The organism is Paenarthrobacter sp. A20, from assembly GCF_024168825.1.
GTDB lineage: Bacteria > Actinomycetota > Actinomycetes > Actinomycetales > Micrococcaceae > Arthrobacter.
Genome location: NZ_JALJWH010000001.1, coordinates 710,842 through 729,207, shown reverse-complemented (window position 1 = coordinate 729,207; position 18,366 = coordinate 710,842). Strand labels below are relative to the sequence as shown.

Sequence of the window (18,366 nt, the reverse complement as noted above, 5' to 3'; positions counted from 1 at the left end):
GTTATTTGGTGTACGTAGCGTGCAGAGTAGGCCCCGCAAGTTTGGGCCCCGCAACGCACCCTAGGATTGGTATCCATGAGCGATTCCGCAGTTACCCCGCAGGCCAGCGACCAGTACGTTCAGTCGCTGGCCCGTGGGCTCGCAGTGATCCGGGCATTCGACGCGAACAACCCCGTGATGACACTTAGCGAAGTCGCTGCCCGCACGGACCTGACTCGCGCCACAGCACGGAGGTTCCTGCACACCTTGGTTGAGCTGGGCTACGTCCGCACCGACGGCAAGACCTTCGCCCTGACGGCCAAGGTGTTGCAGCTCGGGTACTCATACTTGTCGGCGTTGTCCTTGCCCCAGTTGGCCCAGCCGCACCTGGAGCAGCTCAGCTTGAAGCTGGGGGAGTCGACGTCCGCGGCGGTCTTGGACGGCCCGGACATCTTCTACGTGGCCCGCGTGGCCACGCGCCGGATCATGAACGTCGGGATCACCGTCGGCACGCGCTTCCCCGCGTACGCCACGTCCATGGGCCGCGTCCTGCTCGCCGGATTGCCGCAGGCCAAGCTGGAGGCTTACCTCACGACGGCGGAACTCACCCCGCTCACGCCGCGAACCGTCGCCAGCGTGCCCGACTTGAGGGCCGCCGTCGAACGCGTCCGTGCGCAAGGCTGGTGCCTGCTCGACCAAGAGCTCGAAATCGGGCTGATGTCCATCGCAGCCCCGGTGTGGAACCACAACAACGGCGACAACGTTGCGGCCATCAACGTCTCACTGCAGGCCCAAGCCGTCGCCGCGCAACCTGACCCGGAAAAGTACCTCGAGTCAGTGCGACAGGAAGTCGTGGCCACCGCCAACGCGATCTCGCAGGACGTGTCGGCAAAACACTGACTACTTCCGGATCGCTGCCAACCGCGTCTCGAGGATCCGGCGCACCAACGAGTCCGGCACGGGATTGTCCGCCGAGAACCGCAACGTCCCGGGGGACCAGGAGTAACCGCCCAACTCCTCCGACATTTCCGGCAGGATCTGTCCGCTGAACGGATACAGTGCCAGGTGCTTCTTGGTTTCGAGCACACTCAGAAAGCCCTTGCCATCAACCATCAGTGCGGGCATGCCGTAGCTGACGCCTTCTTCGGCATCGGGGGCCAACTCACGGGCGATCCCAACGATCCGCTCTAGAATGGCGCGGTTGCCCTCGCTGACGCTCTCGAGATATTCGGTGACGGTACCCATAGGAACCATGGTTCACCACGCCCGCCCGCGAAGCCAGAGATGAACGACGCCGGATGGCGGCCTTTGTGAGGCAGCCACCCGGCGTCAACGGTTGAGCGGGCTTTTAGCTCGCTCCCGCCAGGCTCACCGCGACATCGACGATCATGTCTTCCTGACCGCCAACGTAACCGGCCTTGCCGATTTCCTCGAGAATCTGCCATGCCGGGACGCCATAGCGTTCAGCTGCGCGTTCGGCATGGATGAGGAAAGATGAGTAGACGCCCGCGTATCCCTGCATGATGGACGCGCGGTCCATGACCGGCATGCGGGTGACAAAGGGTTTGACCACATCTTCGGCCGCCGCCATCACGGCGTGAACGTCCACGCCGGTCTGTATATTCAGGCGCTCGAAAGCCGCTGCCAGGACTTCCGTGGGGGAGTTACCGGCCCCGGCGCCCAAGGCAAGGAGTGTCCCGTCGATTTGCTTGGCACCGGCGCGGGCCGCGTACACCGAATTGGCCACCCCGAAGCTCAGGTTCTGGTGGCCGTGGAAGCCCACCTGGGCGTCAGTTCCGAGCTCCGCCACCAGGGCGGAAACCCGTTCCGTGACGTCGTCCAGGATCAGGGCACCGGCTGAGTCCACCACGTAGACGCACTGGCAGCCGGCATCGGCCATGATCCGGGCCTGCTGCGCGAGCTGCGCAGGGGTGATGCGGTGCGAGAGCATGAGGAATCCGACCGTCTCCATGCCAAGCTGGCGGGCGTGCTGGAAGTGTTGGATGGAGACGTCAGCTTCGGTGCAGTGGGTGGCGATCCTTGCGACCTGGGCGCCGGCCTGGTGGGCTGCGTTGAGATCGTGGATAGTTCCCAAACCGGGGAGCATGAGCACTGCGATCCTGGCGTTCTTCGCCTCATCCACCGCTGCCCGCACCAGGTCCAGCTCGGGGGTCAGGGAGAACCCGTAGTTGAAGGAGGAACCACCCAGGCCGTCGCCGTGGGTGACCTCAATGACCTCCACCTTGGCGTCGTCCAAGGCCCGGACCACTGACCGGACGTGTTCTTCGGTGAATTTGTGGCTCATGGCATGGGAGCCATCGCGCAGGGTGGTGTCAGTGAGTCGGACACTCAGTTCGGGTGCGCTGGTCATGGTCATGCTCCTACGGCTGAAGGGGTAACGGCGGCGTCCATACGCTCGGCCAGCAGGTCAGCTGTCCTCGTGGCCGCAGCCGTGATGATGTCCAGGTTGCCGGCGTATTCGGGAAGGTAGTCTGCCGCCCCCACCACTTGCACCCAGATACCCACACGGCCGTTGCCGTTCCAGTCCTCACGAGCGGCATCGAACTGAGGCTCGACGCGGAGCGAGTAACCGGGCACATACTCCTGGATGGCTGAGACGGCCGTGCTGATGGCGGCACGGATCTTGTCCCGCAATTCACCAGCCTGGGCAGCTTCAGCGGGAATGGAGGCGTAGATCGTGTTGCGCATGATCATGGGCGGTTCCACAGGGTTGATGATGATGATGGCTTTACCGCGGGCAGCCCCACCAACCTCCTCCAATGCCTTGGCCGTGGTTTCGGTGAACTCGTCCACGTTGGCCCGGGTGCCGGGGCCAGCGGATTTGGAGGCGATGGAGGCAACAATCTCGGCGTAGTCTACGGGGACCACGGAGGACACCGCGGCGACGATCGGCGTGGTTGCCTGTCCGGCGCAGGTGATCATGTTGACGTTCAGCACGTCTTCCAAGGAGTCCAGGTTCACCACCGGGCATAGGTAAGGGCCGACGGCGGCCGGCGTCAGGTCGATCGCGTGGATCCCCGCAGCCTTGTACTTGGGAGCGTTGGCCTGGTGGGCTTTGGCTGAAGTGCATTCGAAGACGAAGTCCGGGAGTTCGTCCTGCGACAGCAGCCAGTCGACGCCCTCTGCGGACGTAGTGATGCCCAAGCGTGCTGCACGGGCGAGGCCGTCCGACGCGGGGTCTACGCCAATCATGTACTTGACCTCGACGTTGTTGCTGCGGCGCATGAGTTTGAACATCAAGTCCGTGCCGATATTGCCCGATCCGACGATCGCGGCGGTTTTCTTAGCCATGGAATTCCCTAATCTGTGAAATGGATTGTCAGCGCGCCCAGCGCACCAAAGTCGGCCGTCGCGGATTCTCCGGCTACCACCGGCAGCGCCTTGGTGAAGGAACCGGGCAGGATGAGTTGGCCGGCCTCCAAGGGCACACCTTGCTGGCCCAGGATGTTTGCCAGCCAGGCCAAAGGAATGACGGGATCGCCCATGACGGCCCCGCCGGTGCCGCTTTCGCGGACCTCACCGTTGATCAGGAGATCGCACGTGACTGAGCCCAGGGCATCCACGGACACCGGCAGGGGGACCGAGCCCACCGCGATCGCTCCACAGGACGCATTGTCCGCCACGGTATCCACCAGCTTGATGTCCCAATCGGTGATGCGGGAGTCGATGATTTCAATGGCCGGATAGACCGCCTCGATCGCGGCCGCGGCTTGACCCCGGGTCACCCCGGGGCCTGCCAGTGTCGTCTTCAGGACAAAGCCAAACTCGGGTTCCACCTTGGGCTGAATAAAGTGCGACGCCGGGATCTCCGCCCCGTGGTGGTGGACCATGTCTTCGAAGAAGTACCCGAAATCCGGTGAATCGACACCCAACTGCTGTTGTATGGCCCACGACGTCAGCCCCACTTTGCGGCCTGCCAGGACGCGGCCCCGGGCAAGGTGATGGTGAAGTTGGTACTGCTGGACGGTGTACGCATCCTGAAGGGTCATGCCGGGTACCCGGTCCCGCAAGGGGGGAACGGGGATCAACGACTCGCTGGCTGCCAGCAGCTCCGCGCCCACGGCGGCCAGCTGGTCCTCTTGGCGACCAGTGGCGGTGGTGACGTTGGCCATTACCGCAGCACCGCCGTCGTGACTCCGAAGCCGGCAATGTATTCCTTGATGGGTTTGTAGAACTCGTAGGTGACGTTGTACTCACCACAGGCACGCAGTGCCGAGTAAGCGGCAACCCATGTGCGGACTTCGTGTGAGGAATGGCCGGCCACCCGGTTCATTTCCGCCGCTTCGTAGGCGTCGAAACCGGCAACGTCGCCTGATGCACAGACCTTCAGGAAGGCCCGGTCCCAGTCGGGATTGAGGTCCATGATGTCCGCCTCGCCCCGCGCGAACGCCTCTGCCGTGGCGATGGTTCGCGCTTGCCGGGCGGCACGGGCCTCCGCTGTTGGGTGCCGTCCGTTGAGTAGCAACGCGCGCTGTTCCTCCGTGGCCGTGGCGATCTGTGGAACAGGAGGGTCGTGGGAGAGGCCACCGGAGCCGATGAACAGTACCCTCTTGTCGAGGTCCCTGAAGAATTCGCCGACGGCGGTGCCGAAGCGGCGGACGCGGGCCATTTTGGAGAACGGCGGGGCTACAGAGTTGATGAAGATGGGGATCACCTGGCGGCCGCCGACATCGCCGCGGTAGATGTTTTCCAGGGGCTGCACAGCGCCGTGGTCCACCTCCATTTGGCGGGAAATGGCGGTATCGATGTCCTGATCGATCACATACTGGGCCAGCCGTTCCGCGATGTCCGTGGGGACGTCCAGCTTCCCGGCGAAGGAGTCGTAGTCACCGGTCCCAAAAGCTTCGTAGCCGATGCAGAAGGGCGGCATCAGGTCGTAGAAGAAGCCGTTGTAGTGGTCCGGGCCGAAGTTGACCACGAGGTCGGGCTCGAAATCCAAAACAAACCCGCGGACGTGATCGAAGGCTGACTCGACGGCGGCTTTGACGTCGGCGGGCGGGTTCGTGTGTTCCAGCAGGGGGCTGTGCGACATGCACACCAGTGCCTGGTTCATGACGACTCCTTTTGTGGGATGTGCTGCCGGGGCAGCTGCTTGTGGGTTCCATTGCACCCCTGCGGATAACCATCCGTCAGGCGTATGTTCCGCAGGGTGGTACGGCGGGCGGGGGCCTACGTGGTGCCCAGGCGGCGCTCCTTGATGGCGTAGGTAAAGGTGGAGTGCATCAGGGCTTTTCCGTCCGCGTCCGTCACGCCCACTTCGGCCACGGCTACGGTGTTGCCGCCGCGGAGGATCCGTGCCGTGGCGATGGCCGGAGACGCCTGGGAATTGGACAGGAAGTTGACGCTCGACTGCACAGCCAAGGGGAACTGCCCGCTGCCTGCGTAGGTCTGCATGGCCAGCAGGGTGCCGGTGATGTCCGCTGCGCCGAAGAGCGCAGCGGCAGAGAACAGCCCGGAGGCTTGGGCGTATGACTCCTGCAGCGGCATGGACATGCTCACGGTGTCTTCGGTGACGGCGTGAGGTTCCAGCTGAAGAGTCGCAGCGATGTCATCGAAACCTCGTTTGGAGGTGAACTCGCCTACGAAAGTTTGGAATTCCTCAAGGGAAGCGGGGTGGCCCATGGTGCGCTCCTGGTGTGAGTGGGGCCGTCCGGCGGCCCCCGTGGTTCGGGATCAGGCTAACGACGGCGGCACCCGCCGTGGCAGGGCGGGTGCCGGTAGGCGGAACACGGCTGCGTCCGCCGATCGTCGCTGTCGTCAGCGGACGGAGGCCTGTTCCCCGGATCCCGTGGAGGGCTCTTCAGCCTGCTGCCGCGCACTGCTTCTGGTTTCCTTGGACAGGAAGACGCACAGGGCAGCGATGGCGATCAGAAGGATGAAGTACCAGGCGATGTTGTCCGTTGTGGCGCCGTTGGAGAGGCCCATGAGCATGGTTGCCATGAGGGGTGCCGTTCCCGCGCCAATTACTGAGCCCAGTTGGAAGCTGAGCGAAACGCCCGTGTAGCGGTCCTGGGTCTCATACTTTTCGGCCAGGAAGGCTCCGATGGGGCCATACATGGACGCTTGAATGATCGGATTTCCCACAACGAACGCCAACGCCACCAACCAGTAGCTGCCGGAATTGAAGAGGGCGAACATCGGGAAGACGAGGACCACTGACACGGCAGCTCCGGCCAGCATGACGGGCCGGCGGCCGAACTTGTCCGAAAGCCAGGCGAAGAACGGGATGGCGAAGATATGCAGGAATGACGAGAAGGTCAGCATCATGAGTGCGTCCTGGCGTGACACCACGCCTTGGGCCGCGACGTAGGGAACTGCCCAGACCGCGAGGAGGGCCTGCATGAACAACGGTCCTGCAGCAGCCATGATGCCGTAGAACGTGGATAGAGGGTACTTCTTGAGCACCCGGACGATGGGAACCCCGGTGTGGACCTCGCCGGCAGCCCTGGCCCGCTCGAAATCGGGTGATTCAGTGACCCGGTATCGGAGGTAGAGGCCGATCACCACCAGGGCGGCGGAGAGCAGGAACGGGATACGCCACCCCCAGCTAAGGAAGGCATCATCGGGCAGCCCCGCGAAGATTCCCAGGACCAAGGTTGCCAGCACCGATCCCGTGGGCCCGCCAGTCACTGCGATGGATGCCGCAAAGCCGCGGTTCTTCTCTTTGACGTGTTCTGCTGCCATGAGTGTGGCGCCGGCCCATTCGCCTCCGACGGCCAGGCCCTGGACCACCCGGAGCAGCACCAGGGTGAGCGGCGCAGCCACGCCGATGGCCTGGTAGGTGGGCATGAGGCCGATGGCGATGGATACGGAGCCCATCATCATGAGCGTGATGAAGAGCATGTTCTTGCGGCCGAACTTGTCACCGAAGTGGCCAAACAGGACACCACCGATAGGCCGGGAGAGGTATCCGGCAAGGAGAATCACGAACGAAAGCGCGGTACCCAGGCCCGGGTCCATGTCCGCCGGGAAGAACAGCTTGGGAAAGACCAAGCCGGCAGCCGCACCGTACAACAGGAAGTCGTAGTACTCAACGGTGGAACCAAGGAAGCTGGAGACCAGCGCGCGGCGGGTGTCCTTCTTCCCGGTGGCCGCAGGCGGCGGGGGAGTGGGGTATTGCGTCATTGCATGCTCCAGGGGGTGGGATCTATCAGTGGACGGATTCAGAGATCACGTTGACAATGGGTCCGGACGGCACGTGTGACCAATGCCACGTTCCGTACGGCGGCACAAATGCTGCATACATGCTGGCCAGCCAGCTCATCGACGCCCTCGGCCGGAGCCGCCGTGCTGGGTTCAGCCGATGGTGCCGAGGGAGTGGCAGCGTTCAAGGAGCGGCGTGGGCTCCGATAGGCGGGCCGCTAGGTGGGGAACCATGCCGGGCATGCGTGATTGACAGTGCCCGCTGTTCCGGGGTTCGGCACGGCAGCTAGTGCGGGGTGTCGGCTTTCGTGTCCCATGGGACGAACACCCAATTCTTCGATGTGAACGAAGGGCCCACCCATGACCACCACGGACTCCTGCCCGTCACAAGCACATGCAGCCATCGGCCGGATGCCCCGGCCGGCTTCCATGACGGCGAACATTGACGTCTCGCCACTGGTGGACGCCGCAGCCGGGCTCATCGACAGGTCCATCTATTCGGACACCGGCATTTACCAGCAGGAACTGCGCCGCATCTTTGCACGCAGTTGGCTGTTCCTGGCGCACACGAGCCAGTTCACCAAACCCGGAGACTTCTTCACCACCTTCATGGGCGAGGATCCCGTGATCGTCACCATGGACAAATCCAAGTCCATCAGGGCCTATTTGAATGCCTGCCGGCACCGCGGCGTCAGGCTGAGCCGGGCAGATGCCGGTGCCACCAAGATGTTCACCTGCACCTACCACGGATGGTCCTTCGACCTTGCGGGTGCCCTTCAATCGGTGCCGAATGAGAAGGCATATCCAGAGGACTTCGACAAGAAGGACTGGGGCCTCATCGATGTTCCCAACGTTGCTGAGTACAAGGGCTTGCTCTTTGGAAACTGGGACCCCGCTGCGGAACCCCTCGAAGAAGCCCTGGGAGACATGCGGTACTACCTGGACGCCATGCTGGACAGGGACCCGGAGGGAACCGAGGTCATGGGCGGGGTCATGAAATGGGAGCTGGAAGGAAACTGGAAGCTGGCCGCTGAACAGTTCGCCACAGACTGGTACCACGTCAATATGTCCCATGCTTCGGCCCTCATGGTGATGTCCCCCACCGGGCGGGGACCAAAACCGGAGGTTGCTGAGACTCCCGGCCGCCAGTTCCTCTCGCCGAAGGGCCACGGGGCTGGTTTTCCTACGCACCCCAAGTCCCGCTTCGACGCCGAGGCCGTTCACGACTACTACGATTACCAGGCTCTGCGGGAGCGGTTGGGTGATGCCGCTGTCGAGGGCCCCTTGACTACCGGCCACGCTACGGTGTTTCCGTCTTTCTCGTACCTGCCCGTCAACGGCTCCATCCGTGTGTGGCACCCCAAGGGCCCCAACAAGATCGAGGTGTGGGCGTGGATTCTGGTGGACAAGTCAATGCCGGACGACGTCAAGGATGCCCAGCGCCTCTACAACCTCAGAACCTTCGGGCCGTCGGGAATCTTCGAGGCCGACGACGGCGAGAACTGGTCCGAGATCCAAGCCATTTCCGGTGGTTTCGTCACTAACCAGGTGCCTCTGAACTTCCAGATGGGGATTGGCAGTGAACGCCACGACGGCACCTATCCTGGCGAGACCAGCGAGCTGTATTCAGACGCTGCAGGACGGTCCTTCTACCGACATTGGGCGGCGCTGATGAACCAACCCGCCTGGCACGAGAACACTGTAGGAGCAAGCAATGAATGAAGCTATCAGCATCGGTACCGCCGGGGACATCGAGCAGGGCGAAGCAACAGTGGTTCCCGCCGGTACCAACGGCACGGACCAGGACATCGCGGTGTTCCACGCCGAGGATGGCAACTTCTACGCCTTGAACGACACCTGCACCCATGAGACGGCGTCCTTGGCTGACGGCTGGATCGAAGGTACGGAGGTGGAATGCCCCGTGCATTCGGCCAAGTTCTGCTTGAAGTCCGGCTCGGCCCTTTGCCTGCCGGCCACTCTTCCGGCCCGCACGCACATGGTTGAAGTCCGGGATGGCGAGCTTCTGCTGTACCCAAACATCGACGCCGTGGTTTAGACGTGCGTGGAACCCTTGAGAGGACAAAACCATGACGCTGGCATCAGTCACGATCGTGGGCGGCGGAATGTCCGGCTTCACCGTTGCCAAGGAGCTTCGGGGCCGGGGGTTTACGGGCGCCCTGACCATCATCGACCCCGCCGGGGTTCCGTACGACCGCCCGCCCCTCAGCAAGGACTACCTGCTCGGCGCGCGCAGCCAAGAGGACATCCAGCTGGCGGGGCGGACCTGGTTCGCTGAACACCACGTGGACATCGTCACGGGCACTGTTGCTGCCCTCCGGTCGGACGAGGGGACTGTTGTCCTCGAGGATGGGCGCCGGATCACCAGTGACAAGGTGGTCCTGGCAACCGGGGGGACTGCGCGTCGATTGCCCATTCCGGGCGGAGACCTCCCCTCGGTTCTGGAGTTGCGTACCCGCGATGATGCCGACCGCCTGCGTTCCCTGTTGGTTCCGGGTTCCCGCCTGGCGATCATTGGGGCCGGCCTGATTGGCGCCGAGGTAGCGTCATCGGCGTTGCCCTTCGGTGCCGATGTTGTCTTGATCGATCCCGTGGACCCTCCGTTGGTTCCTGCGGTTGGCCCCGAGCTGGCCCGTCGCCTTCACGCGATGCACCCGGCCAATGGTGTTGAGGTGGTGACGGGAGTACCCACGTCCATCACTGTTGATGCCACGGGCCACAAGGTCACTCTTGAATCGGGACACACCATCACGGCCGACGCTGTACTGGTGGGCATCGGCATCGTCCCCGAAACCGCGTTGGCCGAGTCTGCGGGCCTGGAGACGGACAATGGAACGCTGGTGGATGAGTCCCAGCGGACCACGCACCCCAACGTTTACGCCGTGGGGGACAGCTCACGCGTCCGGCTCGCGAATGGAACGTTGCTGCGCCGGGCCGAGCACTGGGAGCACGCCATGAAAACAGGCGCGACGGCGGCTGCCGCACTTGTGGGGGACGATCTGCCGGAGCACGGCGCCAGCTGGTTCTGGTCCGATCGCCACGGGGTCCATGTTGAGGGCGTGGGCAGCATGACAGGAGAAGGGGCCACGATCGTCCGCGAGAAGGACGGCGAACCCGCCGTCGTCTTCAAGCTCGACGTCGGGGGCTACTTGGCTGGCTGCGCCGCGGTGGACGGGGGCCTGGCTGTTCGGGCCGCCCGCCGCATCATTGATCGCCGGATTCGAGTGGATCCGAAGCAGCTGGCGGATCCGTCCATTGATCTCAAGAAACTCGCACGGTAGTCCCACAGCTTAAGGAAGCGTGAACCCATGACCGAACATGTTATTGCGGCGGCGGCTGCCCAAGCCGTGGACGACATCGAGGGTGGCCTGGCCGATGCAACGCTGGCCTACCGCGTCCAACAGTTTTATTTCCATGAGGCGGAACTGCTGGATGATGGACGGTTTGCCGACTGGCTGGAAATCTTCGACGAAGACCTCAGCTACTGGGCTCCGTTGCGCACCAACCGGCTCCGCCGCCAAGCGGCCCTGTCCATTGGGGCCCCGGGCGAAGCCGCGTACTTCGACGAGACCAAGGAATCCCTTGCCTGGCGCATCCGGCGCTACGATTCCGGGATGGCATGGGCAGAAGATCCGCCCTCACGTACCCGCCATCTGATCTCGAATGTCACCGTGCGGATTACTGCTGGGGGAGAGCTCAAGGTCAGGAGCGCATTCCTGGTCTACAGGAACCGCCTCCAGACGGAAACTGACATCTACGCTGGTGGCCGGACGGATATTCTCCGGATTCAGCCGGACGGCAGTTTCCGCGTGGCGCGGCGCGAGTTGCTCTTCGACGCAAATGTTCTTCAGGCCAAAAACCTCAGCACGTTCTTCTAGCGTCCTTCACTAATTTCACAGGAGGCCCGGCGCTGGGCGGGTCGTTGCTGCGGCAGAGAGGTAAAAATGAGTGAAAACCAATCCGCGGGGTGGCTCAACGGCGATGTTGCCTTGGTCACCGGTGGAGGCTCGGGCATTGGCCGGGCAGTGGCAGAACGGTTCCTTGCCGAGGGTGCGTCAGTAGCGATTTTCGGGAGGGACCTGGACAAACTGAAGGCCATGGCTGACGCCACTGGTGCTGGTGAGCGGATTCTGCCGTTGGCAGGAGATGTCAGGGATTCGGGGTCGCTGCACGAGGCTGTGGAACGAACGGTCCAGCACTTCGGCAAGCTGGACGTGCTGGTCCCCAACGCAGGAATCTGGGACTACAACCGCTCGGTCACCAAGCTGACGGGTGCAGAGCTTTCGGAAGCGTTTGATGAGCTCTTTGCCATCAACGTCAAGGGCTACCTCCTGTCCGTGGAGGCGGCGTGGCGCGAACTGGTCAAGACCCGGGGTTCCATTGTGATGACCTTATCCAACGCCTCCTTCCATACGGCCGGCGGTGGTCCTGTCTACACGGCGTCCAAGTTTGCTTGCCGTGGCCTGGTCAATCAGTTGGCTTACGAACTTGCCCCGAAGGTCCGGGTTAATGGCGTGGCGGTGGGCGGGATGAACACCGACCTCCGCGGACCGGAGTCCATTGGCCTCAATGACCGCTCCATCTCGCAGTCCTTTGCGCGGAGCACTGTCACCGGAAACAATCCATTGATTCCGCTGCACGACGCCTCGGTTGATCCCAAGGACTTTACGGGCCCGTACGTCCTCTTGGCTTCCCGGCAGAATTCCAGCAACGTTACTGGTGCCATCATTCCGGTGGATGGCGGCATCGCTGTTCGCGGTTTCGGGACGACCGCGGCGGGCGGTGATGAGCTGTGACGTGCAGTGTGGATCTCAATCCTGCCACCGGAATCCGACGCCAGGCGGCGTACTTTCCGGATCGCATCGCCGTGGTCTATGAAGAGCAGAAGATGGACTACCGGGCCTTCGTCGAAACCGTGGAAGCCATGGCCAAGGCCTTGCTGGCACAGGGGACACAGCGGGGTGACCGGGTGGCGTATCTAGGCCTGAACAGCAGCACCTTCCTTGTAACCATGATGGCGTCCTGGTGGGTGGGCGCCGTGTTTGAGCCACTGAATTTCCGGTTGGCACCCCGCGAAGTGGAGGGGTTGCTGGAAAGGTCCACCCCCGCCATCCTGGTGGTGGAACCGGGCCACCAGGCAATCGTGGAAGCGATCGGCCAGTCCCTCCCAGGCGAGCCCACCGTGGTGCTGGTGGACAATGACGGCCTGACGCCCCTGCGGTCTGAGCTTGGCTCCCAGTGGGTGTCGCTGAGCAGTTTCCTGGCTGTGGGCGAAACCACGGAAGCATGTGAACCACTGCCGGCCGGGGATGAGGACCTTGCGGTGCTGATGTTTACTTCCGGAACCACTGGCAAGCCCAAGGGCGTGTGCATCTCTTTTGGGAACCTTTGGTGGAATTCGGTCAATGTCGATTCCCTGGTGGACACCCGCCGGGGAGACGTCAACCTTGCTGTGGCCCCTTTGTTCCACATCGGCGCGCTCAACGCCCTGACTATCCGTTCGCTGGTCCGGGGCGGGACAACCGTGGTCCGGCGGGCCTTCGACCCCCGGCAGGCGCTCCGTGACATCGAGGAGTTCGGAGTTTCCCAGGCATTTCTAGTGCCGGCCCAGCTCTCTGCAATGCAACAGACTGAGGATTTTCCGGTCAGGGACATATCCAGCCTGCGGGCACTGATCTGCGCGGGAGCTCCGGTGCCACCGGTCCTCCTCCGGCAGTACCAAGCCAAGGGCGTCTTCGTGCAGCAGGCGTGGGGACTCACCGAAACCTCTCCTTTTGCCACGTATCTTCCTGCCGAGCTCACGCATCAGAAGGCTGGATCGTGTGGAATTCCCATGCCGTACACCCAAGTACGCATCGTGGACCCTGTGACGTTCGTGGAAGTGACGGAACCCGGCGCCCGCGGTGAGATGTGGGTCAAAGGCCCCAACGTCACCAGCGGCTACTGGAACGATCCTGAAGCAACCGTGCAGGCCTTCCACAAGGGCTGGTTCCGCACCGGTGACATCGGCTACAAGGATGAATCGGGCTACTTCTACATCGTGGATCGATTGAAGGACATGATCATCACCGGCGGGGAGAACGTCTATCCTGCCGAAGTGGAGCGCGCGTTGATGGAATTCCCGGGGGTTCTGGACGTAGCTGTGGTGGGAGTTGAGGACGCGCAGTGGGGCGAATCCGTGGTTGCGGTGATGAGCTGCCGGGACGGTGAAGTTCCCGCGATCGAGGATGTCAGGGCCTTTGCCGGTGATTATCTGGCGCGTTACAAACTCCCCAAGAAGCTGGTCCTGGTGGGCAGCGTTCCGCGGAACGGTGCCGGCAAGCTGGACAAGCAGAGCATCCGCCAACTCGCGGTTGATGGAAAGTGAGGCGTCGTGTCGTCCAATGAAGTAGACCTGCTCAAGTGGCCGGACCCGTTGCCCGGTTCGTGGACCGCCGTCGTGAGTCCTGCAGCGGACGCTGAGGTCACCCGATACGCAGTGTTCGACGACGGCCGGCCGGCTGGGACGGTTGCGGTGGAGTTCGTTGTGGCTACTCCGCTGGCGGCGAGCTACCCTGTCAGCGCCCGCGACCGCCTGGTGACTCCCGATGCCGGGGCTGGCGCTGAGGCGCTGCAGCTGGTTTCCGAACGAATCCTGCAGATGGACCCGGCCTGCCGGCGGTTGGTGAGGGCCGTGGATGAGGGGGACATTGCTGCCATTGCCCTGGGGGAAGCGGCCGGCTACCGCTATGTGGTGGACGTGGACATCCCCGGGCGCTCGCTTGCCCTGTTGGCAGCCGAACCAGGATGGGTCATGGAAGCCTCGCGCTACCTTGACGACGTTCCTACCAAGTGAAGCTAGCTGCCGTTGATCAGGCGCAGCTGATGTTGACGCCTGGCAGTGGCGGCGGCCACCGCCCGGCTGGCGGCGTAGCAAACCTTGCGCAGGGCGGTTGACTGGGACTCCGGGATGAATTTTCCAGCCGGTCCGGAAACGGACAGGGCAGCAACCGGCCGTCCGTTCGGCCCCATAACGGGCGCTGCGATGCAGTTGAGGCCCTGCAGGATTTCTTCACGGTCGTAGGCCAGATTGTTGAGGCGGACCTGTTGGAGCTCCACCTGCAATGCTTCGGGATCGGTGATGGTGGACGGCGTCCATGCCGCGAGTTCCGAGGCCATGACTTGTTCGCTTGCCTCAGGATTGTAGGCGAGCAGTACCTTGCCTACGGCGGTGCAGTAGGCAGGCGCCCGGCCGCCGATGCGCGAGGGACTTTTGACTTGGAGGTGTCCGTACAGCTTGTTCAAATAGGCCACTTCAGTTCCGACGAGCACGGCCAGATGCACGGTTTGGCGACTCAGCTCGTAGAGATCTGCCAGATACGGCGTCAGCGCATCCCGCATCCTGCCGTGGGCTGCAGTTTCCTGTCCTGCGCCCAGGTTGTGAATCAGTTTTCCCAAACGGTAGGCGTTCCCGGCCCGCTCCACCGCACCGCTGCGTTGCAGCATTCCGAGTACCCGGAAGGCGGTGGACTTGGACATGTCCGCCCTACGGGCGAGTTCACTGACGCCCACTCCCGTGAAGGCATCGTTGCCGAAGGAGCTGAGCAGCGCCATTGCTTTGTCGACGGCGGCGCGATCGTCTCGGGGTGGCGTGGAAAGGGTGGATGTCACGGAAACCTCCAGGTATGGGCAGCTTTGACCAGAATGGAGCCAGATGGGCCGGTGATCGGTTTTTTAAAGTGTCCCGACGGATCACAGGTATGTCAAACGTGACACTTCGTCATTTATAAGTGACACTTGAGCTGTGACTCTCAACGATCTGGTCTCCCGCAACATCCGCCGCTTCCGGGCAGAGCGAAACATCACCCAGGGTGAACTCGCCCGGAGAGCCAACTTGTCAAAGCAAACGCTCTCCAAAATCGAGCAGGGCGAGGGCAACCCCACCATTGGTACCTTGGAGTTGATCGGCGAGGCGCTGGGCCTGAGTTTCCGGCGTTTAGTGACTGAGTGGGGGACCAAGACCTATGTTTCCCGCGCCGCGGATGCTACCTGGGAGGACTCGGCCGCGGGTAACGAGCGGAACCTGGACAAGATTTACGGCTCCGGGTACGTCCGCACACAGGTCATAGAGCTCCACGACACTCCACGTGTACAGAAGGTGCCTGCGCAAAGTCCGGGCACGTTGCACCAGGTCTACGTCATCGAGGGGCAGCTTGAGGCCGGCCCCCTCCAGGAGCTCCTGACCCTGAACGCGGGTGATTTTGTGAGGTTCCCCGGCGATGTTGACCACGGATTCCGGGGTGTTGACGGGAAGGCAGTGATTCACCTGACCACCACGGCGCCCGAGGTTCCCCAGTTCACGGCGCCCCCTGAGCAGTGAGCGCACCCGGCCAGTAGGCTACGGCAGCGTGTTGGCGCGCTACGGTTTGCATGCCGCCTGCCGGAACACACGCTGGCTGCTGTGACTGCCCGTCGCGAGGATTGAGCGATGGAAACCACTGCGGACAGCGAAGTCGTGATCGTGGGTGCCGGTCCGGCCGGACTGATGCTTGCCAACATCCTCGGTATGTACGGCCGTTCTGTGACGGTCCTGGAGGCCCGTGACCAACTGATCGATTACCCCCGGGGCGTGGGACTCGACGATGAGTCGTTCCGGACCATTCAGACCATAGGCCTCGCCGAACAGGTAAAGCCCCACACCACCCCGCAGCACATCATGAGGCTGGTCAATGGAGCCGGCAAGGTCATCCTTGAGAACAACCCCCGCACGCTCGAATTCGGCTGGGACCGGAAGCATGGTTTTATCCAGCCCGATGTTGACCGGGTGCTCCTGGATGGGTTGGGGCGTTTCGAGAACGTACGCGTCCTGTTCGGGCACCAGGTGGATGTGGTTGAGGAGGATGCCGGGGGCGTGACTGCCGTAGCCCGCGTGACCGCAGGAGAGGCAGAAACTGAGCAGCGGTTCCGGGCACGTTTTCTGGTGGGCTGTGAGGGCGGTAAGTCGCCCACCAGAAAGCGGTTGGGTGTCACCTTCGAGGGACGTTCCCCGTCTACCCGTTGGCTGGTTGTGGACGTGAACAACGATCCTTTGGGAACTCCCAATGTCTTCCTGGGGGCCGACCCCAAACGCCCCTATGTCTCGATCGGACTGCCGCATGCCGTCCGCCGATTTGAGTTCATGCTGCATCCGCACGAGACCGAAGACCAGGTCACGGATCCGGACTTCGTCAACGGCATGCTCAAGGGTCACGTTCCGGATCCAGCCAGCCTGGACTACATCCGGCGCCGGGTCTTCACCCATCACGGGCGGGTAGCCGGCTCCTTCCGCGGCGGCCGCCAACTGATTGCCGGCGACGCTGCCCACCTCATGCCCGTGTGGATGGGCCAGGGGTGGAATTCGGGCATCAGGGATGCCACCAATCTTGGCTGGAAACTGGCCACAGTGCTGGCCGGTACAGCCGACGCCGACATTCTGGATACCTACACGTCGGAGCGGCGGGCGCATGCGAAAGCCATGGTGGATCTGTCACTGACCATGGGATCTGTGATCAAACTGACGCATCCGGTGGCCGTGGCTGCCCGCGATGCCGCCGCCACAGTGCTCAATCTATTCCCCCAGGTGAAGAGCTACTTTGCGGACATGCGGTTCAAACCCATGCCGCGGTACTCCGAGGGAGTCCTGGCGGATCCCAGCACGCGGGAGGCGGGCCGCGCAGCCCCCAGGTTGAGCAGCAATCTGGTAGCCGTCCGGACAGCCAGAAACAAGGTGTCACCAGTGGGATTGCAGTTTCCCCAGCCCCGGGTGAACTCCTGGGCCGGGCGCAATCTGTTGTTGGACGACGCTGTGGGCAACTGGTGGACAGTCATCTTGTGGGGCAACAGCCCCCGGGATGTCCTCCCCGGGGAGGCGTTGGCCAAACTGGAAGCCCTGGGCGCCCGCCTGGTGTGCATCCTGCCGGAAACCCAGCGTGAATGGGCGGAGGCGTACATGTCTCCGGACGTCCTGGTCCTGGGTGACCATACGGGCACCGTCAAGAAGTGGTTTGACGACAGGCCCACGCCCATGGTGTTCCTCCGCCCGGACCGCTTTGTGGCAGGTGCCTGCCTCATCCAGCACGCGCCCGAAACTCTCGACGCGATCCTGGCATCAATGTCCTTCGCCGGCAGCCCCGTGCTTCCTCAGCACTAGAGGCGCTGGCGCAGGCAAACAAGAGGATGGCCGGCGTCTTGGGGGAGCCGGCCATCCTTGTCCATAACACGCTGTCCATTGCGCGTGCTGCCAGGGTCTGCCCTGCCAGGGTGGACCCTGCCGGCGGAGTCTATGGGCGGGTGACTCCGTGGGAGGCCAGGTACTGGGTCACTACGGCGTTGAAGTCGCTGGCCCGTTCCACTTGGGACCAGTGACCGCACTGGCTGAAGATATGCGCATCTGAGGACGGGACAACGTTCAAGAGCTCCCACGTACGCGACACGGGAATCACCACGTCCTGCACACCGTGAATCAAGAGCACCGGAACTTCCAAGCGTGACAATACGTCAAAATCCAGGGGCAGCCCGGTACGGTCCCGGTCCCGCGCGCTGACCACGTCTGCCAAGCGGTCCGAGGCGGTATCGTTCAGTGCTGCCTGGTAGCGGAGCGAAACCAACTCATCGGTCACCAATGATTTGTCCACCACAAAGAGCTCCAAGGTGCGGCGGATGCCGGCCTCGGACAGATCGGGCGTGGAATGCCCTGCAAGGGCTCCCGTCAGCTTGGCGCCGCCAGTGCCCATGGAGATGATGCCAAGAAGGCGCTCCGGGAAGTCGATGGCGAACTGAAAGGCAAGCCAGCCGCCCAGCGAATTGCCCACTATCCACGTCTTGTCGATGCCCAGCGCGTCAAGGGTGCGGACTGCGTGGCGCACCCATTCCTTGATCCCGTACTCTGTCCCCGGTGCCACCACGGATTGCCCGTAGCCAATCGAGTCGATGGCGATGCACCGTGCTTGCTCGGAAATCCGGGGAAGGTTGAGCCACCAGTTTGCGGCGGCGGTGACACCCGTCCCTGAACCGTGCAGGAAGAGGACGGGGGTGCCTTCGCCGACGTCGTGATAGTGGGTGAGTTCGCCCTCGGCTGTCTCCAGCCATTTGTCGTCGAGGCCAAAGAAGGTATCGGTGGTGTAGGCGGGAATGGGGACTGAAACAGACATAGCGTGGCTCCTGAACTGCTGGAATCGCAGGGTCATG

General features: G+C 63.0%; 19 protein-coding genes. 10 read left to right on the top strand and 9 right to left on the bottom strand.

The window, feature by feature from the left end:
- The first annotated feature begins 75 nt into the window (after positions 1-75).
- A complete protein-coding gene (locus J3D46_RS03500) occupies positions 76-879 on the top strand; it encodes an IclR family transcriptional regulator C-terminal domain-containing protein (RefSeq protein WP_231340365.1) in 804 nt (267 codons plus the stop codon).
- Here the strand turns inward: J3D46_RS03500 and J3D46_RS03495 are convergent, their stop codons facing one another.
- The 7 genes from J3D46_RS03495 to J3D46_RS03465 all read right to left on the bottom strand — a co-directional run bounded on the left by J3D46_RS03495 (position 880) and on the right by J3D46_RS03465 (position 7,125).
- Positions 880-1,224 (bottom strand): iron chaperone, encoded by a 345-nt coding sequence (locus tag J3D46_RS03495; protein WP_231340366.1) that lies wholly within the window; start codon positions 1,222-1,224, stop codon positions 880-882.
- A gap of 103 nt (positions 1,225-1,327) precedes the next feature.
- Positions 1,328-2,350 carry a 4-hydroxy-2-oxovalerate aldolase gene (gene dmpG, locus J3D46_RS03490; RefSeq protein ID WP_231340367.1) on the bottom strand — a complete coding sequence of 341 codons (1,023 nt, stop codon included), beginning with the start codon at positions 2,348-2,350 and terminating at the stop codon, positions 1,328-1,330.
- A 2-nt stretch (positions 2,351-2,352) separates the two neighbouring features.
- Entirely contained in the window at positions 2,353-3,291 is a 939-nt protein-coding gene (locus J3D46_RS03485; protein WP_231340368.1) for an acetaldehyde dehydrogenase (acetylating), read from the bottom strand.
- Positions 3,292-3,299: 8 nt separating this feature from the next.
- The gene (locus J3D46_RS03480; protein ID WP_253465129.1) at positions 3,300-4,112 is read right to left on the bottom strand and encodes a 2-keto-4-pentenoate hydratase; all 813 of its coding nucleotides are present in this window, start codon (positions 4,110-4,112) and stop codon (positions 3,300-3,302) included.
- On the bottom strand, positions 4,112-5,053 hold the full coding sequence (locus tag J3D46_RS03475) for a 3-carboxyethylcatechol 2,3-dioxygenase (protein WP_231340370.1): 942 nt from the start codon (positions 5,051-5,053) through the stop codon (positions 4,112-4,114). Before J3D46_RS03475 ends, J3D46_RS03480 begins: the two co-directional genes overlap by 1 nt.
- A 116-nt stretch (positions 5,054-5,169) precedes the next feature.
- A complete protein-coding gene (locus J3D46_RS03470; RefSeq protein WP_231340371.1) occupies positions 5,170-5,622 on the bottom strand; it encodes a PaaI family thioesterase in 453 nt (150 codons plus the stop codon).
- A 135-nt stretch (positions 5,623-5,757) separates the two neighbouring features.
- A complete protein-coding gene (locus J3D46_RS03465; protein WP_231340372.1) occupies positions 5,758-7,125 on the bottom strand; it encodes an MFS transporter in 1,368 nt (455 codons plus the stop codon).
- Positions 7,126-7,503: 378 nt separating this feature from the next.
- Between J3D46_RS03465 and J3D46_RS03460 the strand changes: the two genes are divergently transcribed.
- The 7 genes from J3D46_RS03460 to J3D46_RS03430 all read left to right on the top strand — a co-directional run bounded on the left by J3D46_RS03460 (position 7,504) and on the right by J3D46_RS03430 (position 13,996).
- Positions 7,504-8,865, top strand: a complete 1,362-nt coding sequence (locus J3D46_RS03460) for an aromatic ring-hydroxylating dioxygenase subunit alpha (protein WP_231340373.1) — start codon at positions 7,504-7,506, stop codon at positions 8,863-8,865.
- Positions 8,858-9,199: a non-heme iron oxygenase ferredoxin subunit gene (locus J3D46_RS03455; RefSeq protein ID WP_231340374.1), complete on the top strand. Its 342-nt coding sequence runs from the start codon at positions 8,858-8,860 to the stop codon at positions 9,197-9,199. The genes J3D46_RS03460 and J3D46_RS03455 overlap by 8 nt, the downstream gene beginning before the upstream one ends.
- 31 nt (positions 9,200-9,230) lie before the next feature.
- Complete coding sequence (locus J3D46_RS03450; RefSeq protein ID WP_253465127.1) at positions 9,231-10,442, top strand: NAD(P)/FAD-dependent oxidoreductase; 1,212 nt, start codon at positions 9,231-9,233, stop codon at positions 10,440-10,442.
- 27 nt (positions 10,443-10,469) lie between these two features.
- The gene (locus tag J3D46_RS03445) at positions 10,470-11,039 is read left to right on the top strand and encodes a 3-phenylpropionate/cinnamic acid dioxygenase subunit beta (protein WP_231340376.1); all 570 of its coding nucleotides are present in this window, start codon (positions 10,470-10,472) and stop codon (positions 11,037-11,039) included.
- A gap of 66 nt (positions 11,040-11,105) precedes the next feature.
- Entirely contained in the window at positions 11,106-11,957 is an 852-nt protein-coding gene (gene hcaB, locus J3D46_RS03440; protein WP_253465124.1) for a 3-(cis-5,6-dihydroxycyclohexa-1,3-dien-1-yl)propanoate dehydrogenase, read from the top strand.
- A gap of 8 nt (positions 11,958-11,965) precedes the next feature.
- Positions 11,966-13,528: a long-chain fatty acid--CoA ligase gene (locus tag J3D46_RS03435; RefSeq protein ID WP_253465121.1), complete on the top strand. Its 1,563-nt coding sequence runs from the start codon at positions 11,966-11,968 to the stop codon at positions 13,526-13,528.
- Positions 13,529-13,534: 6 nt separating this feature from the next.
- Positions 13,535-13,996, top strand: a complete 462-nt coding sequence (locus J3D46_RS03430; RefSeq protein WP_253465118.1) for a hypothetical protein — start codon at positions 13,535-13,537, stop codon at positions 13,994-13,996.
- A 2-nt stretch (positions 13,997-13,998) separates the two neighbouring features.
- Here J3D46_RS03430 and J3D46_RS03425 read toward each other — a convergent pair whose 3' ends face one another.
- On the bottom strand, positions 13,999-14,811 hold the full coding sequence (locus tag J3D46_RS03425) for an IclR family transcriptional regulator (RefSeq protein WP_231340380.1): 813 nt from the start codon (positions 14,809-14,811) through the stop codon (positions 13,999-14,001).
- A gap of 133 nt (positions 14,812-14,944) precedes the next feature.
- Between J3D46_RS03425 and J3D46_RS03420 the strand changes: the two genes are divergently transcribed.
- On the top strand, positions 14,945-15,520 hold the full coding sequence (locus J3D46_RS03420; protein ID WP_253465115.1) for a helix-turn-helix domain-containing protein: 576 nt from the start codon (positions 14,945-14,947) through the stop codon (positions 15,518-15,520).
- A 108-nt stretch (positions 15,521-15,628) separates the two neighbouring features.
- Entirely contained in the window at positions 15,629-17,329 is a 1,701-nt protein-coding gene (locus J3D46_RS03415) for a bifunctional 3-(3-hydroxy-phenyl)propionate/3-hydroxycinnamic acid hydroxylase (RefSeq protein WP_253465112.1), read from the top strand.
- A 130-nt stretch (positions 17,330-17,459) separates the two neighbouring features.
- Here J3D46_RS03415 and J3D46_RS03410 read toward each other — a convergent pair whose 3' ends face one another.
- Complete coding sequence (locus J3D46_RS03410; RefSeq protein WP_253465109.1) at positions 17,460-18,329, bottom strand: alpha/beta fold hydrolase; 870 nt, start codon at positions 18,327-18,329, stop codon at positions 17,460-17,462.
- Positions 18,330-18,366 lie beyond the last annotated feature (37 nt).

What these genes read in the sequence shown, in the direction of transcription:
- J3D46_RS03500 (WP_231340365.1), top strand. Translation starts at nt 76, where the DNA reads ATGAGCGATTCCGCAGTTACCCCGCAGGCCAGCGACCAGTACGTTCAG.
- J3D46_RS03495 (WP_231340366.1), bottom strand. Translation starts at nt 1,224, where the DNA reads ATGGGTACCGTCACCGAATATCTCGAGAGCGTCAGCGAGGGCAACCGC.
- dmpG (WP_231340367.1), bottom strand. Translation starts at nt 2,350, where the DNA reads ATGACCAGCGCACCCGAACTGAGTGTCCGACTCACTGACACCACCCTG.
- J3D46_RS03485 (WP_231340368.1), bottom strand. Translation starts at nt 3,291, where the DNA reads ATGGCTAAGAAAACCGCCGCGATCGTCGGATCGGGCAATATCGGCACG.
- J3D46_RS03480 (WP_253465129.1), bottom strand. Translation starts at nt 4,112, where the DNA reads ATGGCCAACGTCACCACCGCCACTGGTCGCCAAGAGGACCAGCTGGCC.
- J3D46_RS03475 (WP_231340370.1), bottom strand. Translation starts at nt 5,053, where the DNA reads ATGAACCAGGCACTGGTGTGCATGTCGCACAGCCCCCTGCTGGAACAC.
- J3D46_RS03470 (WP_231340371.1), bottom strand. Translation starts at nt 5,622, where the DNA reads ATGGGCCACCCCGCTTCCCTTGAGGAATTCCAAACTTTCGTAGGCGAG.
- J3D46_RS03465 (WP_231340372.1), bottom strand. Translation starts at nt 7,125, where the DNA reads ATGACGCAATACCCCACTCCCCCGCCGCCTGCGGCCACCGGGAAGAAG.
- J3D46_RS03460 (WP_231340373.1), top strand. Translation starts at nt 7,504, where the DNA reads ATGACCACCACGGACTCCTGCCCGTCACAAGCACATGCAGCCATCGGC.
- J3D46_RS03455 (WP_231340374.1), top strand. Translation starts at nt 8,858, where the DNA reads ATGAATGAAGCTATCAGCATCGGTACCGCCGGGGACATCGAGCAGGGC.
- J3D46_RS03450 (WP_253465127.1), top strand. Translation starts at nt 9,231, where the DNA reads ATGACGCTGGCATCAGTCACGATCGTGGGCGGCGGAATGTCCGGCTTC.
- J3D46_RS03445 (WP_231340376.1), top strand. Translation starts at nt 10,470, where the DNA reads ATGACCGAACATGTTATTGCGGCGGCGGCTGCCCAAGCCGTGGACGAC.
- hcaB (WP_253465124.1), top strand. Translation starts at nt 11,106, where the DNA reads ATGAGTGAAAACCAATCCGCGGGGTGGCTCAACGGCGATGTTGCCTTG.
- J3D46_RS03415 (WP_253465112.1), top strand. Translation starts at nt 15,629, where the DNA reads ATGGAAACCACTGCGGACAGCGAAGTCGTGATCGTGGGTGCCGGTCCG.
- J3D46_RS03410 (WP_253465109.1), bottom strand. Translation starts at nt 18,329, where the DNA reads ATGTCTGTTTCAGTCCCCATTCCCGCCTACACCACCGATACCTTCTTT.